The following is a 22,674-nucleotide window of genomic DNA, read 5'->3' as shown; positions in this document are numbered from 1 at the left end:
TGTCAGCTCCGGTTACCCATGATGCGTTCGCGAACGGCCGGCTTCAGCACCTTGCCCACGGCGCTGCGTGGCAGCGCGTCAAACAGGTGCACATGCTTCGGTGTCTTGACCGAGCCGAGCTCGCGCTTGACCAGCGCAATCAACTCGCTGGCGTCGACGCTCATGCCCGGGCGCAGTTGCACGGCGGCGTGGACGGCCTCGCCCCACTTCGCGTCGGGAACGCCAACCACCGAACAGTCCGCAACGGCGGGGTGCGCCGACAGCACCAGCTCGACATCGCTCGGGTAGACATTGAAGCCGCCGGTGATGATCACATCGCGGATGCGGTCGCGCAGGAACAGGTAGCCGCGCTCATCGAAGACCCCGGCATCACCAGTGCGCAGCCAGCCATCGACCAGCGTCTTGTGTGTCTCTTCGTCAGCCTTCAGGTAGCCGCTCATCACCAGATCGCCACGCACCGCGATCTCGCCTTCCTCGCCGGCCTTCAGCGGGGTGCCGTCCTTGCCAACGATGGCCACCCGGGTCAGCAGCGACGGCTTGCCGACGGAGGCCAGGTATTCGCCGGTCATTTCTCCGGGAGGCAGGAAGGTGATGATCTGGGGTGCCTCGGTCTGGCCGAACGAGGTACAGAGAACGGGGCCAAAGGCCGCCTGGGCCTCGCGAATCTGCTCCGGACGCATCGGCGCGCCGCCGTACACGAGATAGCGCAAGGAATGCAACGGACGGGGATTGCGGCGCTGCGCTTCCACCAGCGACAGGATCAGCGTCGGGGGCGCGAAGAACAGCGTTGCGCCGTGGGCATCCGCGGCATCCAGCAGCGCCGGGGCCTTGCTGTATTCGGGGAAGATCAGGGCACCACCGGCACCCAGCAGCGGCAGCATGTAGGTCGACGTGCCGTGCGTGATCGGCGCGGCGACCAGGTAGCGATCGTCAGGCGTCAGGCCAAGTTCGTGGATCTGCGTGGCGATGTTGGCGTTCCAGGCACGCATTGGCTGGATCACGCCCTTCGGGAAGCCAGTCGAACCGCCGGTGAACTTGATTGCCTGCGCCTCGGCCACGGCGACGCCGCCTCGGGAATGCGGCCCCATCATGACGGCGGAACGATCGCCGGTGTGGCGCACCAGATCCGTCAGCGAACGCAGCGCAGCCGAAGTGCCCGCCAGCCGTGCCGCCATTTCGTCATCGGCCAGCACGAGCGACGGTTCGACGAAATCGACAATGCGGTGCAGTTCGGGGTCGCCATTGCGCGGGTTGAGCGGTATCCACACCTTGCCGGCAGCCAGGATGGCGAGAATGGCAACCAGGTGATCGACGGTGTTCGCTGCCCCCACGCACACCCGGCTGCGGGGCGCCGGGTCGATGGCCGTCAGCGCGGCGGCCCGCTGCATCACCATGTCCGCCAGTTCGCGGAAGGAAAGCTCGCCAGCGGGGCTGACGATGGCTACCCGGTTCGGATGGCGGTGAACGGCGCGCCACAGGAAGTCGATGGGGTACATGCTTGCGAGTCTCCGGATAACGAGGGGATGAAATGCGCGCTGAATCGGCCCGCGATCGCATCGATGGAACGAACTATAGGACTTTGTTCGAACATTCGAATATTAGGAGAAACCCTGCCGCGCATGATAGGATTTCAAGAAATCATGGCTGGCAACCAGATCGCCGCCAGTCACGGAATCCGACGCCACTTCGCAGAACGGAATGCAAGACGAAACCGACGCCTATACGGCCGCCCTGGCCGCCACACCTCCGCGCCACCTCGACCTGGCCCGAACGCTGATGCAGGAGATCCTGAACGGCAATCCCCCCATCGGCGAACTGCTGCCCACGGAGGCTGAACTGTGCGAGAAGTGGAATTTGAGCCGCTACGCTGTGCGCCAGGCGGTGCAGAAGTTGTCCAGCCTTGGCCTGGTTACCCGACAGGCCGGGATCGGCACCCGGGTTGTCTCCGACCGCCCCCAGAGCCGATTCATGCAGGTCATGGACTCGCCCGCGGACCTTGCAAGCTACGCAAAGGGCACGATACTGCGGACCTCGGTCTATGAGCAGATCAAGGCCGACGAGACGCAGGCAGCCCTGCTGCGCAGCCCGCCGCGGACGGGCTGGCTGCACATTGCCGGCACACGATATGGCGCCGCGCCCGCCAACGAGCCGATCGGGCTGGTCGACATTTACGTCGACGCGGCGTTCAGTGAACTGCCCCGGCCGGGGGAAACACTGGACGTTCCCGTCTACACGATGGTTGAAAAGCAATATGGCATCAAGATCACGCGGGTCGAGCAGGAAGTCCAGGGACTGCTGATCGAAGGCCCGCAAGCCGATGCCCTGCAGGTGCCCGAGGGGTCAGCCGGATTGCGCATCGTCCGGACCTATTTCCTGCGCGACAGGATAGTTGTCGTCACGACCGGTGTTCACCCGGCCAGCCGCTTCAGCTACTCGACGACGTATCAGTTGACGCAGGCTGTTGCCTGAGCGGTGCGCTTCAAGCGTGCAGGGGATAGGGCTTCTCGGGGTCGAGGCCGTACTTCCGCAGCGCCTGCAGCACGATGGCGCTGTCGATGGCACCATCGTCCACCAGGGCCTTCAGCGCGGTCACCGTGACCCAGTAGCGATCCACTTCGAAGAAGTGCCGCAGTTGTTCGCGCGTGTCGGAGCGGCCGTAGCCGTCAGTGCCGAGCACCGCATAGCGCCGCGGCACGAATGGCCGGATCTGCTCGGCCAGCGCGCGCACGTAGTCGGTCGCGGCGATCACCGGTCCCCGCATCGGCGCCAGGCATTGCTCCACGTGCGCGCGCCGCGGCGTCTCGCCCGGATGCAGCAGGTTCCAGCGCACCGCCGCATTACCCTCGCGCGCCAGCTCGGTGAAGCTTGGGCAACCCCACAGGTCGGCCTGCACGCCCCAGTCCTCATCGAGCAGCCGCGCCGCGGCGATGACCTCGCGGAAGATAGTGCCGGCACCCAGCAGTTGCACGCGAGGCTGGCCGGCGGTGCCCTCCTTGCCGCGCCGGAACAGGTACATCCCCTTCAGGATGTCCGCTTCCGCACCATCTGGCATGGCCGGGTGCTCGTAATTCTCGTTCATGACCGTGATGTAGTAGTACACATCCTCCTGTTCCTGCACCATGCGGCGCAGGCCGTCCTGGATGATCACCGCAAGCTCATAAGCGAAGGTGGGGTCATAGCTGATGCAGTTGGGGATGGTGCCGCCCCAGACCAGGCTGTGCCCGTCCTCGTGCTGCAGCCCTTCGCCATTGAGCGTGGTGCGGCCCGCGGTGCCGCCCAGCAAGAAGCCGCGCGCACGCTGGTCCCCCGCAGCCCAGGCCAGGTCGCCGAAGCGCTGGAAGCCGAACATCGAATAGAAAATGAAGAACGGGATCATCGGCTCGCCGTGCGTCGAGTATGACGTGGCGGCGGCGATCCAGTCGGCCATGGCGCCGGCCTCGTTGATGCCTTCCTGCAGGATCTGGCCGTCCTTCGACTCCTTGTAGAAGCTCAGCTGCGTGGCGTCCTGCGGCGTGTAGATCTGCCCCTGCTGCGACCAGATGCCGATCTGCCGGAACAGGCCTTCCATGCCGAAGGTGCGCGATTCGTCGGAGACGATCGGCACGATGCGCCGGCCCAGCACCTTGTCGCGCAGCAGCGTGTTGAGGATGCGCACGAAGCTCATTGCGGTGGAAAACTCGCGCCCCTCCCCGCTGGCCTTGAGCTGCGCATCGAAGGCCGACAACGCCGGCACCGGCAGCGACGGCCCGCGCCGGCGCCGCGACGGCAGATAGCCGCCCAGCGCCTGGCGCCGCGCGTGCAGGTAGGTGTGCTCGCGCGAGCCTTCCTCGAAGCCGAGGTACGGCAACTCGTCAAGCTGCTGGTCGGACAGCGGCAGCCGGAAGCGGTCACGGAAATGCATGAGCGCTTCCACCCGCATGCTCTTCTGCTGGTGCGTGATGTTCTGCGCCTCGCCGGCCTCGCCCATGCCATAGCCCTTGATGGTCTTGGCCAGGATCACGGTCGGCTGGCCGCGGTGTTCGCTGGCGGCCTGGTAGGCGGCGTAAACCTTGTGCGGATCGTGGCCGCCGCGGTTCAGTGCCCAGATGTCGTCGTCGGACCAGTCCGCCACCAGCGCCTTGAGTTCCGGCGTGTTGAAGAAGTGCTCGCGCACATAGGCGCCGTCCTTCGACTTGAAGGTCTGGTAGTCGCCGTCGACGCATTCCATCATGCGCCGGGCCAGGATGCCGGCCTTGTCGCGCGCCAGCAGCGCGTCCCACTTGCTGCCCCACACCACCTTGATCACATTCCAGCCCGCGCCGCGGAATTCCGACTCCAGCTCCTGGATGATCTTGCCGTTGCCGCGCACCGGGCCGTCCAGGCGCTGCAGGTTGCAGTTGACGACAAAGACCAGGTTATCCAGCTGTTCGCGCCCGGCCATGCCCAGCGCGCCACGCGACTCGGGTTCGTCCATCTCGCCGTCGCCGCAGAACACCCACACCTTGCGGCCGCCGTGCTGGCCAAAGCCGCGGTCCCCCAGGTACTTCATGAAGCGTGCCTGGTAGATGCCCATGATCGGCGCCAGGCCCATCGACACGGTCGGGAACTGCCAGAAATCCGGCATCAGCCACGGGTGCGGGTATGACGAAATGCCCTGGCCGCGCACCTCCTGGCGGAAGTTGTCCATCTGTTCCGCGGTCAGCCGCCCCTCGAGGAAGGCGCGCGCATAAAAGCCCGGTGCCGAATGACCCTGGAAGAACACGAGGTCGCCGCCGTGTCCGTCCGATGGCGCGTGCCAGAAGTGATTGAAGCCAACCTCATACAGCGTGGCCGCCGAGGCAAAGCTGGCAATGTGGCCGCCGACATTGGTATCGCGCGCCGCGCGCAACACCAGCGCGATCGCGTTCCAGCGAATATAGGAGCGGATGCGATGCTCGATGTCCTGGTCGCCAGGGCTGCGTGCCTGGGCTTCAAGCGCAATGGTGTTCAGGTAAGCCGTGTTGGCACTGAACGGCAGGTAGATGCCGGCATTGTGCGCGCGCTCGATCAGCTTTTCGATCAGGTAGTGCGCACGCTCCGCGCCTTCATACGCGATGACCGAGTCAAGCGCATCCAGCCATTCCGCGGTTTCCTGCGCGTCGATATCGTCATTGCGGGCATTGCCCGGCTGAGCTTGCGCCATGGTGGAACTCCTGTGGGCACGGATTGGGCAAAGTCCTGCCGCAGCCGCTTTTCCGGCTGCGGTCGAGGGACGCCAAGCAGAACGCCAAGGCTAGCATCCGCGCAGCGCGACGATAAGGCAAGGTATGACGAACTTGGTGTTTCCACTCGGGAAACACCATCGCCGTGCTCAAGAGCGAAGCTCAAATGCAGATCGCCCGCAAGGCTGCCATGCCTTGCGGGCGATCTGCAAATTCGCGGTGCCGGCGCGCCCTGCCCGGACGCGGATGCATCAGGTAGCCAGTTCCGTCGCCACGGCTGGCCTGCGTGCCGGGGATGCCTTTGCCTTTTGCTGTTGCAGGTACTTGAGTACGAGGTCAGTCGTCGCCTGGAAATGATCCGCGAGCAGCCGGCACGCCTCACGCGCATTGCGCGCGACGATGGCATTGACAATCGCCTCATGCTCCGCCGCCACATCACGCGTGCGAGCGGCCTTGGGTACGGCGAGTGAGAGAAAGCGATAGCGCGCGGTCTGGTCCCGCAACACGATGGAAAACCGCCGCAGCCAGGCCGAGCTGCAGCCGGACACCAGCACCTCATGAAACGCGGCATGCGCCTCTTCCCATTCGGGATTGAGCAAGCCATCCTTGCCGCGCAGCACCATCGGGATGCGGGTCAGCCGGTGATGCGCCGCCACCACTTGCGCTTCCCAGCCGATATCGCCGGCCTCGATAGCGTCGCGCAGCGCGCTGGTGTCGATCTGCTGGCGCACGCGCGTGATATCCAGCAACTCTTCCGCGGACAGCGGCGCCACGCGAAAGCCCTTCTGGTCGATGGCGAGCACAAAGCCGGTGGTGCACAGCCGCGACAGGGCCTCGCGCAATGGAATCACGCCGGCCTGGTAACGCTCGGCGAGTTCCTTCAGGCGCAGCTTGCTCCCCGCCGGCAGCTCGCCGTTGATGATGTCCTCCCGCACGGCCTGTTCGAGCACGGAAGCCCATGTGCGCCCGCCCAGGTCCGGCGTATCCGGCTCAGGGGCAGCGGCCGCTTTGCCGGTGGCGGTGTTCGCTGACTTGGTTCTTGCCACGATGTGGTCTCACAAGATGATAGATAGTGTTGATTATTATATATTTTGTGGGGCGTGCGAGACCGGCGCCGGCACTCGCGCATGTTCGCTGAACACGACGCCGCGCAGAGCGGCCTGACGTGCCGGCCGCATGGCACCGGCGCGGCCGCCTTTCATTCCTCCACCATACCAGCGAAGGCATTTGCCAGATAATCCACCAGCAATCTGACCGAGGGCAGTCGTCCGCGGCGCGACGGAAAGACTGCGTGCAGGATTTCGGTGCGCGGCGCCCATTGCGGCAGCAGGCGCACCAGCGAACCGGCGGCCAGTTCCCGGGCCACCATCATCTCTGGCAATTGCACAACGCCCACCCCGGCTTGCGCAGCAGTGCGCAAGGCGACCATGTCGCCAGTGACATAGCGCGGCTGATGATGGACGTCGGCTACCGCGCCATCGGGGCCGAACAGCTTCCAGACATGGTCGGCCTGGGGCATGCCCAGGCCAAGGCTGGGCCAGGAACCAAGATCGGCCGGCACGCGCGGCGCGGTTAGCGCCTTGACCAGTTGCGGACTTGCAATCAGGCATTGCTTGCGTTCGGCAAGCACGCGGATAACGAGATCACTGTCCTGCAGCGGAGGCGGCCGCACGCGAATGGCCACGTCGATCGCCTCGGCAACCGGATCCACCTTGCGATTCGTCGCCTCCAGATGGATCGTCACGTACGGGTGAACACCCATGAACTCGGCCAGCATTGCGCCGACATGCACCTGCAGCAGCGCAACCGGGCACGTGACGCGCACCACCCCGCGCGGCTCCGCGCGCGTCAGTTCGATGGCTTCCTGTGCCGCCTCGGCCTCCACCAGCATCGCCTTGCAGTGCTCATAGTAGGTGCGCCCGATTTCGGTCACGGTGAACTGGCGCGTGGAGCGGTGGATCAGGCGCACACCGAGGCGCTCTTCCAGCATGGCCAGCCGCCGGCTGAGCTTGGATTTGGGCATGCCCAGTGCCCGGCCGGCCGGGGCAAATCCGCCATGCTCCACCACCTGCACGTAGTAGTAGAGCTCGTTCAGGTCTTGCATGACCCAACCCTCATCGTTCGTAAAACAGGACTATGAGGAGTGACTTTAGCATCTACCCTTCATCGGGCCCGATTACTAAGCTTCTAGCCATCGATCCGGCGTTGCCGGTCAACTGGAGAAGCAAATGAAAAGGGTTCTGGGCGTTTACAGCGCACCTCGCCCCCACTGGGTGGGAGATGGCTTTCCGGTCCGCTCGATGTTCTCGTACCAGAGCCATGGCAAGCAGCTCAGTCCGTTCTTGTTGCTGGACTATGCGGGCCCGGCCGATTTCGGGCCCACTGACACGCCACGCGGCGTGGGCATGCATCCGCACCGGGGATTCGAGACCGTCACCATCGTCTACAAGGGGGAAGTCGCCCACCGCGACTCCACTGGCCAGGGCGGCGTGATCGGTCCGGGCGACGTGCAATGGATGACGGCCGGTGCAGGCATCCTGCACGAAGAATTCCACTCCGACGCCTTTACGGGCACCGGCGGCGCCCTCGAGATGGTCCAGCTCTGGGTGAACCTGCCTGCCAGGAACAAAATGACCCGCCCAGGTTACCAGGCGATTCTCGATCGCGAGATTCCTGCGGTTGCGCTCCCTGGCGAAGCCGGAACCGTCCGCGTGATCGCCGGCGAATATGCCGGCCACGCGGGCCCTGCGCGAACGTTCACGCCGATGCATGTGTGGGACCTGCGGCTGCGCCAGGGCGGTCTCACTGAACTGCCGGTGCCCGGCGGCTGGAATGCCGCGCTGATTGTCCTGCGCGGCACCGTGCGGGTCAATGACTCGGCGATGGCCGGCGAAGCCCAGATGGTCGTGCTTGACGGCGCCAGCGCTGGCGTGTGCATCGAAGCCAGCACCGATGCCGTGGCCATCCTGCTCGCGGGCGAGCCGATTGACGAATCCATCGTCGGCTATGGCCCTTTCGTGATGAACACGCAGCAGGAAATCGCCCAGGCCCTGACCGACTTCAACAACGGCCGATTCGGGCAAATCGCCAACTGAACAGGAACTTTCGCCTGCCGTCCGACGCGGCGGCAGGATTTCCCAGCCGGTGCCAAGGCGCCGATCGTTGCAAGGAGTAACACCATGAGCAGCCCAGCAAACTTCAATGGCAAGCGGCCCGTGATCGATCCGGCCGATACCGCAATGCTCTTGATCGACCACCAGAGCGGCCTGTTCCAGACCGTGGGTGACATGCCCATGCCGGAACTGCGGCAACGCGCCGCCGCCCTGGCAAAAATGGCGACGCTGTCCAAGCTGCCGGTCATCACCACCGCTTCCGTGCCGCAAGGCCCGAACGGCCCGCTGATCCCCGAAATCCACGAGAACGCCCCCCACGCCAAGTATGTCGCCCGCAAAGGCGAGATCAACGCATGGGATAACCCCGACTTCGTCGCGGCGGTGGAAGCCACCGGGCGCAAGACACTGATCATTGCCGGCACCATCACCAGCGTCTGCATGGCCTTCCCGGCCATCGGCGCGGTGGCCGACGGCTACAAGGTCTTCGCCGTAGTCGATGCGTCGGGCACCTATTCAAAGATGGCGCAGGAAATCACGCTGGCCCGGGTGGTGCAGGCAGGCGTGGTGCCCATGGACACGGCAGCGGTCGCATCCGAACTCCAGCACACCTGGCACCGCGACGATGCACTGCAGTGGGCCGAGATCTACACCAAGATCTTCCCGGCCTACCAGTTGCTGATCGAAAGCTACATGAAGGCACAGGACGTACAGAAGAACGGCGAGATCCTCGACTCGGCCCGCTGATCGGGTAAGCGCGGCGCGCCAGTCCCAGACCAGCGTGCGGCGCTCGCTGCCGGCTTCAAAAGGAAGTCCGGACCGGCGCCGCATGCCGGGCATCGCCGCGCTGGGCCAATGCTCCGATCCGGCACTATAGTTGAGCGCAGGGAACCGGCACCGCTTGCCGCCAGCCGGATTCAGCACGCAGCACGCAAGCTGTCGCCAACACTGAGCCGCGCTCCGCGCGCGTCGACAAGAATGAAGAAAATTCTGCGAGGCCCATGGGCGGCGAGGCGACTGCCGGCGGGTCCGGCATTCGGCCTGGCGCTCGCCGCGGCTTCATGCAGCGCGTTTGGCCAATCGTTGCCGGCACCTGCCGCTGCAACGCCTGCCTATAAGTTCCTTCGCTATGACGAAGACTATCGTTACCTGCAGGACCCTGCACTACGCGGCGACCCGTGGGACCCCGTCAAGTACATCCCGCTCGGTACGGGCGGCGCATTCCTGAGCCTGGGCGGCGAGCTCCGCGAGCGCTTCGAAGATTACTCCGCCGCGAACTTCGGCGTGCCGGGCAAGACCGGCGACAGTTACCTGCTGCACCGCATCCTGCTCCACGCCGACCTGCACGCGGGCGACCGCCTGCGCGGCTTTGTCCAGCTAGGCAACCACCTGGCACTCGGGAAGGACGCCGCAGCCCCGCCATATGAAGACCGCCTCGATCTCCAGCAGGGGTTCGTCGACTGGCGCGTGCCACTGAGCGCCGATGCGCGGTCCGATCCGAACTTGCGCGTGGGCCGCCAGGAGATGGCGTTCGGATCGCAACGGCTGGTATCGGTCCGCGACGCGCCGAACGTCCGGCGCGCCTTTGACGGCGTCCGTCTTGGCGGCGCCGCCAGCGATGTACGGATCGACGCCTTTGCCACGCGCCCGGTTTTGCTGAAGGCGGGAAACTTCGACGACCAACCCAACCATGCACAGGGCTTTTGGGGTGTCTACGCGACGTTTCCCCGGACCTTCATTCCAGCGTCCGGCGCTGACCTCTACTACCTCGGCTTCGAGAACAGCCACGCCCTGTACAGCATCGGCACCGGCGTGGAGCGGCGTCATTCGGTAGGCACGCGCATCTTTGGCACTGGCGGAAAATGGGACTGGGACTGGGAAGCCCTGGCGCAATTTGGCAGCTTCGGCCAGCAGACAGTGCGGGCGTGGGGCGTTTCCACCGACACGGGCTACACGTTCGATATCTCCGACTGGAAACTGCGCGCCGGAATCAAGGCCACCGCGGGCAGCGGCGACCATGATCCCCGCGACGGCAAGCTCGGCACGTACGGCGGGCTGTTCCCCAAGCTGGCCTATTTCAACCAGGCCGGCCTGCTGGGGGCCTCGAACGTGCTCGACCTGCAGCCATCGATCACGCTGAAGCCCACGGCGCAGCTCAGGTTTACCGTCTCATGGGACCTGATCTGGCGGGAAACCACCAACGATGCGGTGTACACCGCCGCCGCCATCCCCATTGCAGGGACGGCCGGACACCCAGGGCGGTATACGGGCAACCAGCTTGCCTTCGACATTTTCTGGCAGGTGGACCGCCATATCGCTATCAATGCCGGCCTGGTGCATGTCGACGTTGCCAGGGTACTGAGCGCGGTCGGCGGGCACAACACCAATTTCACGTACATCTCCGCGGCCTATACGTTCTGACTACCCAGGGGTGCGGCAACACTGCACTCGGCCCGTGTGGCTCGGGTCAGGCGCGGACCTCGTCCTCTACCCGGTTGCGCAAGGTGCCGATGCCCTCGATGCTTACCTCGCAGACGTCGCCGTCGCGCATGATGAGCTTGGGGTCGCGCGCCCAGCCGATCCCCGATGGCGTGCCGGCAACAATGACATCACCCATTGCGGCGACTTGAATTGATACTCGCGAACGGAGCCGTCGTTGAAGACTGAATAGCCAAACACGTGTTCGAGGGCATTGTCGCGCGCAATATGCTTGCCGCCCTTGCCCAGCACACCTTCACCTGCAGAAGGTTGCCATCGGGATCCAGAAACCTGTCCTGTTTAAGGAACGCCATCGCTTAGCCACGCGGGAAACTCGGGTTCCTTATCACGCATGCGTGCCTAAGTACGCTGCGCGCGATCCCTGCGCCAGCTGGCCGGCGCCACGCCAAACTGCGCCGAAAACCACCGCGTAAACGAACTGGCCGACCCATAGCCCAGCAACTGCGACACGCGCAGCAGCGAATAGCGCGGGTTCTCCACGTACCGTCGCGCCAGTTCGCGCCGCACGTCGTTCAGGATATCGGTGAAGGTTTCGCCCGCATCGTCAAGCTGGCGTTGCATGGTGCGCAGGCTCAGGCCCAGTCCTTCGGCAACTGCTTCGCAGGTAGCGCGGCCCATCGGCAGCATCAGGTAGATTGCCGCGCGCACTTCATGGCCGATGGACTGCGGGTTGGCGCGCGGCAGCGTGTCGATGAATTGCTGCGCGTAACGCGCCATGACCGGGTCCGCAGTCGGGTTCGGCGCGTCAAGGTCGGCCGCGCGGCAGATGATGCCGTTGCACTCCGCGTTGAATTCCAGCGGGCAGCCGAAGAGGCGGCGATGGATGCCCAGGTCGGCCGGCGCCGCGTGCGTGAAGCTCACGCCGACCGGCTGCCAGCGCGGACCCAGCAACAGCGCGCACATGCGGAATACGACGCCGATGGCCAGTTCGGTGGCCTGCCTCGCAGGCGCCTCGCTAAGTACTTCCTGCCGGATGATCACCACGCTGCCGGCGTCTTCGAGCAACAGCGCCACCGAGTCATTGACCAGGTGCCGGTAGCGGATGGTGGTGGCCAGCGCGGCGCGCAGCGTGGGCTGCTGGCTGATCAGCAGACTCATCACGCCAAAGTCCGACAGCTGGCGCGACTCCGCCATGCGCAGCCCGAAAGTCGGGCACGCCGCGGCCTGCGCGGCGGCTTCCAGCAGCGCGACGCAGGCGCTGACCGGCACGCGCTGGTCGGGATCGTCCAGCCAGGCCCGCCGCAGCCGCGCCTGGCGCAGCAACGGCTGCGGGTCCAGGCCGAGGTCGCGTGAAACTTCGAGGAAATTGGTCAGTGCGGCAGCACGTATGAGGGTTTCCAAACCAGCGTTGCCTTACGGTGCGATGTCAGTTGGCGGCGGGCAGCCTGCCCGCCGCAGCAGCGATCATAGGGCCACCTGGCATGAAATGCAAAGTCGTCGGTAGTCAATGCAAAGCCCGCCGGGGCGGCAAGCACTACAGTTTCCTGCATGTGCAGCGCACTCTGCATCAAGCAAATTCCAGGAGACAAGACGATGGCAAAGGTTGTCCGCATGTACGAGACTGGCGGCCCGGAAGTGCTGCGCCATGAGCAGACGGAAGTGGGCGAGCCGGGCCTGGGCGAGGTCCGCATCCGCCACGTGGCGGTGGGGCTGAACTATGCCGACACCTACTTCCGCAATGGCACCTATCCCGTGCCGCTGCCCAGCGGCATGGGCGTCGAGGCCGCCGGCGTGGTGGTTTCCGTCGGCCCCGGCGTGACCAACGTGGCAGCGGGCGACCGCGTCACCTATACCGGCTTCGTCAACACGCTGGGCGCGTACAGCACCGAGCGCCTGGTGCCGGCCGCGCCCCTGATCCGCCTGCCGGAGAGCATTGCCTTTGAAACCGCCGCGGCCATGACCATGCGCGGGCTGACCTCGGCCTACCTGATGCGCCGCATCTATCCGTTCAGCCAGGGCGACACCATCCTGCTGCACGCCGCGGCGGGCGGAGTCGGGCTGATTGTGTCGCAGTGGGCCAAGCTGCTGGGCCTGACCGTGATCGGCACGGTGTCCACCGAGGCCAAGGCCGAGGTGGCGCTTGCGCATGGCTGCGACCACATCATCTATTACACCCGCGAGGACGTGGCCAGGCGCGTGCGCGAGCTGACCGGCGGCGTGGGCGTCTCGGTGGTGTTCGACAGCGTCGGCAAGACCACCTTCATGGCGTCGCTGGATTCGCTCAAGCGGCGCGGCACCATGGTCTGCGTGGGGACCGCATCGGGCCCGGTTCCCCCGTTCGACCCGGTGCTGCTGGCGATGAAGGGCTCGCTGTTCCTGACCCGCCCGGCGCTGGCCGACTACATCGCCGACCCCGCGGAGAAACAGGCGCTGGCGGGCGAGCTGTTCGACCACGTCGGCGCGGGCCGCATCCGCATCGGCATCAACCAGCGCTATGCGCTGGAAGACGCGGTCCAGGCGCACCAGGACCTGGAAGCGCGCCGCACCACCGGATCGTCGATCTTCGTCATCTGAAAACAACAACAGAGGAGACAACACCATGCAAGCAGAACTGCTTACCTGCACCATCGGCGCCGAACTGACCGGCGTCAGCCTGGCCGATGCGTCACGCGACGCCGGCGTGTTCGCCGAGATCAAGGCGCTGCTGCTGCAGCACAAGGTGCTGTTCCTGCGCGACCAGGACATCACCCGCGCCGAACACGTTGCCTTTGCGCGCCGCTTCGGCGAACTGGAAGACCACCCGGTAGTGGGCAGCGACCCGAATCACCCGGGCCTGGTGCAGATCTACAAGTCGCCCGACAGCAAGGTCGAGCACTATGAAAACTCCTTCCATTGCGACGCCACCTGGCGGCAGGCGCCGCCGATGGGCTGCGTGCTGCGCTGCGTGGAAACGCCGGCAGTGGGCGGCGACACCATCTGGGTGAACATGGGCGAGGCGTACCGGCGCCTGCCGCAGGACGTCAAGGCCCGCATCGAAGGCCTGCGCGCCAAGCACAGCATCGAACACACCTTCGGCGCCAATATGCCGCCGGAGAAGCGCGCCGCGCTGGCAGCGCAGTTCCCGATGGTGGAGCATCCCGTGGTGCGCACCCACCCGGAGACGGGAGAAAAGGTCCTGTTCGTCAACGCCTTCACCTCGCACTTTGCCAACTACCACCGCGACGACGTGGTCCGCTTCGGCAAGGACTTCATGCCCGGCGCGGGCGACCTGCTGCACTACCTGTGCGCGCAGGCGGAGATCCCGGAGTACCAGGTGCGCTGGCGCTGGAAAAAGAACAGCGTGGCGATCTGGGACAACCGCTGCACCCAGCATTACGCGGTGCAGGACTATGCGCCCACGGTGCGCAAGATGGAGCGCGCCGGCATCATCGGCGACGCGCCGTTCTGACGGAGGCAGGCATGCAACCACACCTTGTGCCTGCGGCGCCGCAGGCCTACGCCTATCCCCTGCTCGTCAGGCAACTGCTGCTCAATTCGCTGTCGCTTTACGGCGACCAGCAGATCACGTACCGCGGACAGCAGCGCCATAGTTATCGCGAATTCCGCCAGCGCGTCGGCAGGCTCGCTTCCGCGCTGGCCGCGCAGGGGGTAGCGCACGGCACCACCGTGGCAGTGATGGACTGGGACAGCCACCGCTACCTGGAATGCTATTTCGGCGTGCCGATGATGGGCGCGACGCTGTTCACGGTCAACGTGCGGCTGTCCGCGCAGCAGATCCTGTACACGCTGAACGATTCCGGCGCCGAGGTGGTGCTGCTCCATCCGGACTTCCTGCCGGTGATGGAAGAGATCCGCGGCCAGCTGACCAGCGTGCGCAGCTTTGTCCTGCTGGCCGACGGCCAGGACGTGCCGCCGACCTCGCTGCCGTTCAGCGGCGAGTACGAGGCCCTGCTGAGCGCGGCCTCGCCCGACTTCGACTTCCCCGAGTTCGACGAGAACACCCGCGCCGCCACCTTCTACACCACCGGCACCACCGGCGATCCCAAGGGCGTGTGCTACAGCCATCGCGACATCGTGCTGCACGCGCTGGCCTCGGCCACCAGCCTGTGCGCGCAGCGCGAAGGACAGCGCCTGCACCGGGAAGACGTCTACATGCCGATCACGCCGATGTTCCACGTGCTCGCCTGGGGCATCCCGTATGTCGCGGTCATGCTGGGGCTGCGCATCGTGTTGCCGGGGCGCTATGCGCCGGAGCTGCTGCTGCAGCTGCGCGAGACCGAGGGCGTCACGTTCTCGCATTGCGTGCCGACCTTGCTGCAGATGCTGCTGCAGGCGGCACAGGCAAGCGGCCAGGACTTGTCGGGCTGGAAGCTCATCATCGGCGGCTCGGCGCTGCCGCCGGCGTTGTGCGAGGCTGCCCTTGCGCGCGGCATGGATGTGTTTGCCGGCTATGGCATGTCGGAGACCGGCCCCATCGTCGCGCTGGCGCAGTTGCCGCCGGGCCACGCGCAGCGCGACCGCGACACCGAAGTGCGCATGCGCTGCTCGACGGGCCGGCCGGTGGCGATGGTGGACTTCCGCCTGGTGGACGAATCGATGCATGACGTGCCGCGCGACGGCAAGGCGCGCGGCGAGATCTTGCTGCGCGCGCCGTTCCTGACCAGGGCCTACCACGGCAAGCCCGAGGCATCGGCCGAGCTGTGGGCGGGTGGCTACCTGCATACGCAGGACATCGCGGTGATGGGCGCCGACGGCTTCGTGCAGATCGTCGACCGGATCAAGGACGTGATCAAGACCGGCGGCGAATGGGTTTCGTCGATCGAGGTCGAGAGCATGGTCACGCAGGTGCCGGGCGTGCAGGAGTGCGCGGTCATCGGCGTGCCGGACGCCAGGTGGGGGGAGCGGCCAATGGCATTCGTGGTGCGCCAGCCGGGCGCAACGGTGACCGCGGAGGCGATTCGCGCGTCGCTGCTGGTGCGCGTCGAGGCCAACCGGCTCAGCAAGTATGCGGTGCCGGAAGCCGGGCGGATTCTGTTTGTCGATGCGATCCCGAAGACCAGCGTCGGCAAGATCGACAAGAAGCGCTTGCGCAACGCCGGCGCCTGAGCCGTCAGCAGGAAGTAGAAAGGGCAGCCTCGGATGAGGCTGCCTTTTTTAAGTTGCCGGGTTGGGACTCAGGGCTGGATATTGAACGCCTTGACGATGCCGGCATTGCGCTCGAATTCCGCGCGCTCGGACTCGCTCAATTGCTGCAAGGTCTGTACTGGCAGCGGCTCATAGCCAAGCGCCTCCAGCCGGTCGCGCACCTTGGCCGAAGCCGCGGCCTTGTAGGCCGCCGCGTGGATCTTCTCGGCCAGTTCTGGCGACAGCTTTGACGACCCGATCACGCCCACCCAGTTGCTGAACTCCATGTCGGGATAGCCTAGTTCCGCAAAGGTCGGCACCTGCGGCAGCAACGCCGAGCGGCTCTTCGACGCCACTGCATAGGCATGCACCTTGCCGGCGCGGATCATCGGCAGCGACGTCACCATGCCGTCGTACATCACGGCGATCTGGTTGCCCATCACCTGCGCCAAGGCCGGCGCGGAGCCGGCAAACGGCACATGCTGCAGATCCAGCCCTGCCTTCTGGTTCATGATCATGCCGGCGTAGTGCGACGCGGTGCCCGCGCTGTACGAGGCAAAGCTGAGCTTGCCCGGGTTGGCCCGGGCGTAGCCGACCAGGCTCTTCAGGTCCTTGGCCGGCAGGCCGGGCGCGCCGATCATCACCATGCGCGAACGCGCCACCGCGGCGATGGGCCTGACGTCCTTCAGCGGGTCGAACGCGGGCTTGAGCACATGCGGCACCTCGGTCAGCACATTGCTGGCGGTGACCATGATGGTCTGGCCGTCGGCGGGCGCGGCCAGCAAGGTGGTAATGGCGATGCCGCCGCCGGCGCCCGGCTTGTTGTCGACCACCACGGGATGGCCAAGGTCCACCGACAACTGGTCAGCCAGCAGGCGGGCGAGCACGTCCATGGTGCCGCCCGCGGGGGCCGGCACCAGCATCCGGACCGGCTTGCTGGTCCAGGCCATGGCGGTGGGGGCGGCCAGCGCAAGGCTGGCCGCGACGGCGGCGACGCGCAGCAGGAAGGAAGGGTGGGTGGGCATGTTGTCTCCGTTATGTTGTTTGGATCTTCTGTCCAGCATTGCCCGGCGCGGCGTCACCGGGCGGTGATCGCAATGCCAGGTGGGGGTGGCGAAGCGGGAGACGCGCGGGCCAGCGCCCGCAGCATTGCCTCCAGCAAGGCACGCGGCGGCCTGGCGCCGGCGATTGGCGACGCACCGTTGATCACGAAGCGCGGCACGCCCAGGCCGGGATTGGGTAGCGGCGTATCCTGGCCATGCAGCGCCGGCAGCCACGCCAGGTCTGGCGCAGTGGCCGGCGCAGCAGGCTGCGGCATCGGCAGGCTGCAGGCAGTCGCTGCCGCGTGCAGCACGCGCGGATCGCCCAGGTCCTCGCCGCGCAGGAAATATGCTTCAAACAGGCGGTCGATCAGCGCGGACGCGGCGGCATCGCCGCCAGCCTCGCGCGCGTACCGGACCAGGCGGTGCGCAAGCACGGTGTTGGGCAACACCTCGATCAGGTCGGGCTCCAGCGTGATGCCGGCCTCGCGCGCCGCGGCGCATACCTGCGCCTGCCGCAGCGCCACGGCTTCGGCGCTGCCGAGCCGCGCCAGGCTGAACTTGCGATACGGGATGCCGGCCGGCGGCAGCGTCGGAAACAGGAGGCTGCTGCGCCATTCGACGGTGACGGCGACATCGGGCCGTGCCCGGGCCAGCTGCGCCAGCGCCGTTTCAAGATGGCGCTTGCCGATCATGCACCAGGGACAGACCAGGTCAAACCCGACCTGGATCAAGAGGGAGGCGGGCTGGCTCATGGCAGCGCGCCCGTAGCGGCACGCTGCCCGCGGCGGGCCGGCGCCTCCGCCAGCACCTGGGCGCGTTCGGCCTCGCTCATCTGCGCCCAGCGGCCGATTTCCAGCCGCGTCCTGGCGCAGCCCTGGCAATAGCGGTTGGCAAGGTCCATGCGGCAAATGTTAATGCAGGGATTGGCGAGGGCGTCAGGGTGATGCATCAGGACTCCTGTGGTAACTGGAGAGGGCCGGCCGGTATGCCGGCCCTGCGGCCAATGTCAGGCCGCTGCGCGCAGCGGCAGGTTCTTCTGCCCCGACTTGCGGTTGGGCGCCATGCCATTGGCTTCCAGCGTGGCATCCGCGCTGTCGTACCAGGTGCCGATGCGGTAGATCTCGCGGGCTTCCTTGCCGGACGCGATCTCGCGGCCCAGTTCATGCGCCACGCGCACGCACTGCTCGATCTGCTGCACCGAGGTCATGCGGTTGCCGCGCTGGTCGATGATGGTGTCTTCGATGCCGCAGCGCGGGTGCAGGCCCATCGACATTGCCATCATATTGAACGGCAGCACGTTCTTCAGCAGCGACTCGGCGGTCAGCGTGCAGCCGTCCGGCGCGCGGTGCACGAAGTTGAAGAAGTTGAACGGGTTGGGGCCGTCGAAGCCGCCGCCAATGCCGATCCAGGTCAGGTTCAGCGGACCGGTGTAGACGCCGGCGCGCACCAGCCGCTCCAGCGTTTCCAGCGCGTGGATGCCGGTCAGCTGGAAGTGCGGCTGGATGCCCGAGGCCTGCAGCCGGCGCAAGTGCTCTTCGACCCAGCCCGGGCCGGCCGGCACGGTCATTTCGCGGTAGGCGGCCTGGTAGGCCGGGTGTTCCAGCGAGGTGCCCTTCAGGTACTCCGGATAGAGCAGCTCCATGATGTTCATCTGCGTGGTGTTGATCGCCACGGTCACCTGGTCGGGCTTGGGCTCCAGCTCGGCCAGCATGTGGCGGGTGTCGTCGGACAGCCACTTGGCCTCCTGGCCGTCGTCTTCCGGCGCGAACGAGATCGAGCCGCCGACCTGGATGATCATGTCCGGCACCGCGGCGCGCACGCCGGCGATCAGCTCGTTGAACTTGGACAGCCGCTTGGAGCCCTTGCCGTCCAGCTCGCGCACATGCAGGTGCAGCACGGTGGCGCCGGCGTTGTAGCAGTCCACGGCTTTCTGCACCTGCTCTTCCATGGTGACGGGGATGTCCTCGGGGAAATCCTGCGGCATCCACTCCGGCCCGTAGGGCGCCACGGTGATCACGACCTTGTCCATGTTTTCGGGGTGCAGGGAATCGTCAAGGAACTGCATGGATGGCTCCGGTTGGTTAGTGCCTGGAGTATCGGCCAACGACTCGCCGTGATTTGACCATCCGGGACATCCGATTTACATTTCGGGACACTCAGGGAAAGCACGGAATCCGCCCCATGTCCTACTATCTGCGCAGCGCCAGCCTGACCAACTACGTGGAAGTCGCGCGTTCGCTGGGGCTGGATCCATACCAGCAACTGAGAGCGGCAAAGATCAACCGCTCGGTCCTGCTCGATCCCGATATCCGCATCCCCGCGGCATCGGTGGGCCGCTTGCTGGATGCGTCGGCACAGGCCGCCGGGGCCGACGATTTCGGCCTGCGCATGGCCGAGCTGCGCGAGTTCTCCAACCTGGGCCCGCTCGCCTTCGTGGTGCGCGAGGAACCCACGCTGCGCCGCGCACTGGAGTCCATGGTCCGCTACATGGGCCTGCAGAACGAGTCGCTGTCAATGCGCATCGAAGACAGCGATGACCTGGTGATGATCCGGCTGCAGGTGCTCACCGAAACGCCGGGCACCTTGCGGCAGGCCGCCGACCTGGCGGTCGGCGTTGTATTCCGGATGCTGAGGCTGTTCCTGGGCGCATCTTGGCGGCCGCGCAGCGTCTGCTTCACACATCCCGCACCGGCCGGCTCTGCCACGTTTTCACGCGTGTTCGGCATGCCCGGCACCTTCAACCAGGATTTCGACGGCATCGTCTGCCTGGCCTCGGACCTGGAAGCGCCGTTGCCGTCATATGACCCGGTGATGGCGCAGCAGGTGAAGCACTATCTTGGCACGCTGCTGGCGCAGTCGACCGCGGCGACCATGTCGGACATGGTGCGCAAACTGATCTATGCGCTATTGCCCACCGGGCTATGCTCGGTCGAACGCGTGGCCCAGCACCTGAGCGTCGACCGGCGTACCGTGCATCGGCGGCTGGGGCAGGAACAGACGACTTACTCGGACATCCTCGCCGAGGTCCGTGCCGACCTGGTGATCCGCTACCTGGAGAACCGCGAACGTCCGCTGTCGGAAGTGGCTGCGTTGTTGGGGTTCTCGTCGCTGAGCGCGTTCTCGCGGTGGTTCAGCGGGCGTTTCGGGCGCAGCGTGTCAGCGTGGCGGGCGCAGGCGGGGTAATAAAGAGGAGAACCTTCGGGGATTTGGGGGTGGTGGCGCTGGGGGCATCTGATTCGCCCCGTAAGGGATTTCACTAGGATTCCATGACTATGGAGCAATTACATCACATCGTGATGTATTTAGAAAGCTTGCCGCAAGCCGACTGAAAGCCGATTGGAAGCAGTCGTCTTTAGAGTCCTCTCACCCGTTGCGCCACCGCCCTGATCGAAGGTCGCATGGTCATCGGCGTTCTCACAGAACGGAGGAGACCAATCCATGAACAGACGACGTACCGAAGAGCACTGCCCCAAGGCGGGCAGTGTCGAATCGCAGCCCATGCTGCACAACGGCGGGAGGGGCGCAGCATGAATACCTCGCATCGTTTCAGGAAGGACTATTACGGGGGCGCCTTGATGACGCTGGTGGGCCTGGCCGCGGTGGCGGCCGGCCTGCAGTACCACACCGGGACACTGAGCCACATGGGCCCCGGCTTCTTCCCGGTGGCCGTGGGTACGCTGCTGGCCCTGGTCGGCGTACTGATTGCAATCTCCGCGCGCGCCGATTCGCCTCAGGCGGCGCAGCCTGCGGGACACGGCCACAGCCACCGCGCGCCGGACCTGCGCGGGGCCGTGTGCATCGTGCTGGGTGTGCTCGCGTTCCTGCTGTTCGGCAAGTACGGTGGCCTGATTCCGGCCACTTTCTCCATTGTCTTTATTTCCGCCCTGGGCGACCGCAGCAATAGCCTCAAGCAGGGCGTGCTGCTCGCACTGGCCATGTGCGCGGTGGCCGCGGGTGTGTTCTGGTGGGCACTGAAGCTGCAATTGCCGCTGTTTGGCTGGGGAGTTTGACTGCTATGGTTTCCAATGCTTTGCATGATCTCTGGTTCGGGTTTGGCGTCGCCTTCCAGGGCACCAACCTGATGTGGTCTTTCTTCGGCGTGCTGGTCGGAAACCTGATCGGCGTGCTGCCCGGCATGGGCGCGCTCTCCGCGATCTCCATCCTCCTGCCGCTGACCTACGCGATGCATCCGGTGCCGGCCATCCTGATGCTGGCTGGCATCTTCTACGGTTCGCAATATGGCGGTGCGATCGGCGCGATCCTGCTGAACCTGCCGTCCCACCCGCCGCACGCAGTCACTTGCCTGGACGGCTACCCGATGACGCGCGCAGGAAAGGGCGGCACCGCGCTGGGCATCACCATGATCTGCTCGTTCTTCGCCGCGTCGGTGGGCATTCTCGTGATGATCTTCGCGTCGCCGGTGCTGACGGCGATCGCGTTCAAGTTCGGCCCTGCCGAGATCTTCTCGATCATGTTGCTGGGCCTGCTGGCCGGCTCGACCATGTCGCGTGGCTCACCGTTGAAAGGGGTAGCCATGACGTTGTTCGGGCTGCTTTGCGGCGTGGTAGGCACCGACGTCAACACAGGGGCCTTTCGCTTTGCGATGGGCATTCCCGAACTGAGCGACGGCCTGGAGCTGGTAGCCATCGCCATGGGCCTGTTCGGTGTGGCGGATTTCCTGCTTAACGTCAACCGAATGAGCACTGTCACGGCCAAGACCAAGCTGCGCATCCGCGACATGCGCCCGAGCCTGGCCGAACTCAAGACGGCCTTCTGGCCGATGGTACGCGGCACCGGCGTAGGAACACTGTTCGGCGCCATGCCCGGAACAGGGCCAACCATCACGACCTTCGTTGCCTACGCGCTGGAGCGCAAGATCTCCAAGACACCGGAAAAATTTGGCACCGGAATGATCGCGGGGGTTGCATCACCGGAGGCCTCTTCGCACTCCAAGACGCAGGTGGACTTCATCCCCACCATGAGCCTGGGAATTCCGGGCGACGCGGTGATGGCGCTCATCCTCGGCGCCCTGATGATCCAGGGCATCAGCCCGGGGCCACAGCTGATCAGCGAGCATCCGGACATCTTCTGGGGCCTGATCGCCAGCTTCTGGATCGGCAACGTGCTGCTGATGATCCTGAACGTTCCGATGATCGGCGTGTGGGTCAAGCTTCTGCAGGTGCCGTACCGCTACCTGTTCCCCTCAGCCATGTTCTTCATCGCGGTGGGCGTGTTCAGCACCCAGAGCAGCCTGTTCCAGATCTGGGAAGTGCTGGCCTTCGGCCTGATCGGCGCCTTGCTGATGTACCTGGAATTCTCGGTGGCGCCGATCCTGCTCGGCTTCGTGCTCGGGCCAATGGTGGAGGAAAATTTCCGCCGCTCGCTGCTGCTCTCGCGCGGTGACCTGACCGTGTTCCTGCAGCGGCCGATCAGCTGCACCTTCGTTGTCGCGTCGGCGCTTCTGCTGATCGGCGTGACCTGGTCGGCCTGGCGCAGCCGCACGGCAAAGAAGCCCTTGCTCGAAGTACCGGAGTCCGAGCTGGTCGTCAGCGAGTGATGTTCCGCGGCTTCATCGGCGCCGCACGGAGCAAGGTGTGGCGCCGACCGCTCCAGTCCATCGCCGCAAGCGGCCACGCCCGGCGTTGACCTGCGCCAGCGCCGTCGCCAGCGGTGCCGACCTGGAGCGGACCAATCTTCAGCGCTTACCCGTGCTCGGCGACGTGGTCGCGCAGACCCGGCACCAACAGGACGGTGTGGGCAGGTGTAGCGGTCATGAAC

19 protein-coding genes and 1 pseudogene are annotated in these 22,674 nt (G+C 65.7%); 10 read left to right on the top strand and 10 right to left on the bottom strand.

The annotated features are described in order from the left end of the window. Window positions 1–2 precede the first annotated feature (2 nt). The gene (locus tag ACZ5MJ_RS26365; protein ID WP_464223859.1) at window positions 3–1,496 is read right to left on the bottom strand and encodes a class I adenylate-forming enzyme family protein; all 1,494 of its coding nucleotides are present in this window, start codon (window positions 1,494–1,496) and stop codon (window positions 3–5) included. 202 nt (window positions 1,497–1,698) lie between these two features. Between ACZ5MJ_RS26365 and ACZ5MJ_RS26360 the strand changes: the two genes are divergently transcribed. Continuing rightward, window positions 1,699–2,469, top strand: coding sequence for a GntR family transcriptional regulator (locus ACZ5MJ_RS26360; RefSeq protein WP_464223858.1), 771 nt, complete (start codon window positions 1,699–1,701; stop codon window positions 2,467–2,469). Between the two features lie 10 nt (window positions 2,470–2,479). Here the strand turns inward: ACZ5MJ_RS26360 and aceE are convergent, their stop codons facing one another. The 3 genes from aceE to ACZ5MJ_RS26345 all read right to left on the bottom strand — a co-directional run bounded on the left by aceE (window position 2,480) and on the right by ACZ5MJ_RS26345 (window position 7,284). Next, a complete protein-coding gene (gene aceE, locus ACZ5MJ_RS26355) occupies window positions 2,480–5,161 on the bottom strand; it encodes a pyruvate dehydrogenase (acetyl-transferring), homodimeric type (protein ID WP_464223857.1) in 2,682 nt (893 codons plus the stop codon). Window positions 5,162–5,431: 270 nt separating this feature from the next. Further along, complete coding sequence (locus tag ACZ5MJ_RS26350) at window positions 5,432–6,226, bottom strand: GntR family transcriptional regulator (RefSeq protein WP_464223856.1); 795 nt, start codon at window positions 6,224–6,226, stop codon at window positions 5,432–5,434. Between the two features lie 152 nt (window positions 6,227–6,378). After that, window positions 6,379–7,284 carry a LysR family transcriptional regulator gene (locus ACZ5MJ_RS26345; protein WP_464223855.1) on the bottom strand — a complete coding sequence of 302 codons (906 nt, stop codon included), beginning with the start codon at window positions 7,282–7,284 and terminating at the stop codon, window positions 6,379–6,381. 124 nt (window positions 7,285–7,408) lie between these two features. On the opposite strand from ACZ5MJ_RS26345, the gene ACZ5MJ_RS26340 reads away from it, so the two are divergent. From ACZ5MJ_RS26340 to ACZ5MJ_RS26330, 3 genes are all read left to right on the top strand, one after another. Next, window positions 7,409–8,275 carry a pirin family protein gene (locus ACZ5MJ_RS26340; protein WP_464223854.1) on the top strand — a complete coding sequence of 289 codons (867 nt, stop codon included), beginning with the start codon at window positions 7,409–7,411 and terminating at the stop codon, window positions 8,273–8,275. Between the two features lie 84 nt (window positions 8,276–8,359). Then, a complete protein-coding gene (locus ACZ5MJ_RS26335; RefSeq protein ID WP_464223853.1) occupies window positions 8,360–9,037 on the top strand; it encodes a hydrolase in 678 nt (225 codons plus the stop codon). A gap of 108 nt (window positions 9,038–9,145) precedes the next feature. Beyond that, a complete protein-coding gene (locus ACZ5MJ_RS26330) occupies window positions 9,146–10,711 on the top strand; it encodes an alginate export family protein (RefSeq protein ID WP_464223852.1) in 1,566 nt (521 codons plus the stop codon). Between the two features lie 46 nt (window positions 10,712–10,757). Here ACZ5MJ_RS26330 and ACZ5MJ_RS26325 read toward each other — a convergent pair. Both ACZ5MJ_RS26325 and ACZ5MJ_RS26320 read right to left on the bottom strand, forming a co-directional pair. Beyond that, window positions 10,758–10,928, bottom strand: a pseudogene (locus ACZ5MJ_RS26325) (fumarylacetoacetate hydrolase family protein); the annotation flags it as partial. Between the two features lie 200 nt (window positions 10,929–11,128). Further along, entirely contained in the window at window positions 11,129–12,130 is a 1,002-nt protein-coding gene (locus ACZ5MJ_RS26320) for an AraC family transcriptional regulator (protein WP_464223851.1), read from the bottom strand. Window positions 12,131–12,322: 192 nt separating this feature from the next. Here ACZ5MJ_RS26320 and ACZ5MJ_RS26315 point away from each other — a divergent pair, with 192 nt between their 5' ends. The 3 genes from ACZ5MJ_RS26315 to ACZ5MJ_RS26305 are packed head-to-tail and all read left to right on the top strand — an operon-like array spanning window position 12,323 to window position 15,835. Continuing rightward, window positions 12,323–13,303, top strand: a complete 981-nt coding sequence (locus ACZ5MJ_RS26315; RefSeq protein ID WP_464223850.1) for a quinone oxidoreductase family protein — start codon at window positions 12,323–12,325, stop codon at window positions 13,301–13,303. A gap of 25 nt (window positions 13,304–13,328) precedes the next feature. Continuing rightward, complete coding sequence (locus tag ACZ5MJ_RS26310) at window positions 13,329–14,177, top strand: TauD/TfdA dioxygenase family protein (protein WP_464223849.1); 849 nt, start codon at window positions 13,329–13,331, stop codon at window positions 14,175–14,177. A gap of 11 nt (window positions 14,178–14,188) precedes the next feature. Next, entirely contained in the window at window positions 14,189–15,835 is a 1,647-nt protein-coding gene (locus ACZ5MJ_RS26305; protein ID WP_464223848.1) for a fatty acid--CoA ligase, read from the top strand. 68 nt (window positions 15,836–15,903) lie between these two features. Here ACZ5MJ_RS26305 and ACZ5MJ_RS26300 read toward each other — a convergent pair whose 3' ends face one another. Genes ACZ5MJ_RS26300 through ACZ5MJ_RS26285 form a run of 4 tightly spaced genes read right to left on the bottom strand, consistent with a single transcriptional unit; the run spans window position 15,904 to window position 18,961 of the window. Next, the gene (locus tag ACZ5MJ_RS26300) at window positions 15,904–16,878 is read right to left on the bottom strand and encodes a Bug family tripartite tricarboxylate transporter substrate binding protein (protein ID WP_464223847.1); all 975 of its coding nucleotides are present in this window, start codon (window positions 16,876–16,878) and stop codon (window positions 15,904–15,906) included. A 53-nt stretch (window positions 16,879–16,931) separates the two neighbouring features. Continuing rightward, window positions 16,932–17,648 carry a DsbA family oxidoreductase gene (locus ACZ5MJ_RS26295; RefSeq protein ID WP_464223846.1) on the bottom strand — a complete coding sequence of 239 codons (717 nt, stop codon included), beginning with the start codon at window positions 17,646–17,648 and terminating at the stop codon, window positions 16,932–16,934. Continuing rightward, window positions 17,645–17,845, bottom strand: coding sequence for a DUF1289 domain-containing protein (locus ACZ5MJ_RS26290; protein WP_464223845.1), 201 nt, complete (start codon window positions 17,843–17,845; stop codon window positions 17,645–17,647). The genes ACZ5MJ_RS26295 and ACZ5MJ_RS26290 overlap by 4 nt, the downstream gene beginning before the upstream one ends. Before the next feature lie 57 nt (window positions 17,846–17,902). Next, complete coding sequence (locus tag ACZ5MJ_RS26285; RefSeq protein ID WP_464223844.1) at window positions 17,903–18,961, bottom strand: beta-keto acid cleavage family enzyme; 1,059 nt, start codon at window positions 18,959–18,961, stop codon at window positions 17,903–17,905. A gap of 116 nt (window positions 18,962–19,077) precedes the next feature. Between ACZ5MJ_RS26285 and ACZ5MJ_RS26280 the strand changes: the two genes are divergently transcribed. The 3 genes from ACZ5MJ_RS26280 (at window position 19,078) to ACZ5MJ_RS26270 (ending at window position 22,453) form a co-directional block, all read left to right on the top strand. Next, window positions 19,078–20,079, top strand: a complete 1,002-nt coding sequence (locus tag ACZ5MJ_RS26280) for an AraC family transcriptional regulator (protein WP_464223843.1) — start codon at window positions 19,078–19,080, stop codon at window positions 20,077–20,079. Between the two features lie 344 nt (window positions 20,080–20,423). Then, window positions 20,424–20,906 carry a tripartite tricarboxylate transporter TctB family protein gene (locus ACZ5MJ_RS26275; RefSeq protein ID WP_464223842.1) on the top strand — a complete coding sequence of 161 codons (483 nt, stop codon included), beginning with the start codon at window positions 20,424–20,426 and terminating at the stop codon, window positions 20,904–20,906. Between the two features lie 5 nt (window positions 20,907–20,911). Then, complete coding sequence (locus ACZ5MJ_RS26270) at window positions 20,912–22,453, top strand: tripartite tricarboxylate transporter permease (protein WP_464223840.1); 1,542 nt, start codon at window positions 20,912–20,914, stop codon at window positions 22,451–22,453. Window positions 22,454–22,674: the final 221 nt, after the last annotated feature.

The organism is Cupriavidus sp. LA-1, assembly GCF_055385985.1.
The sequence above is the reverse complement of the archived record's forward strand: the minus strand, read 5'-3'. Positions and strand labels throughout refer to the sequence as shown.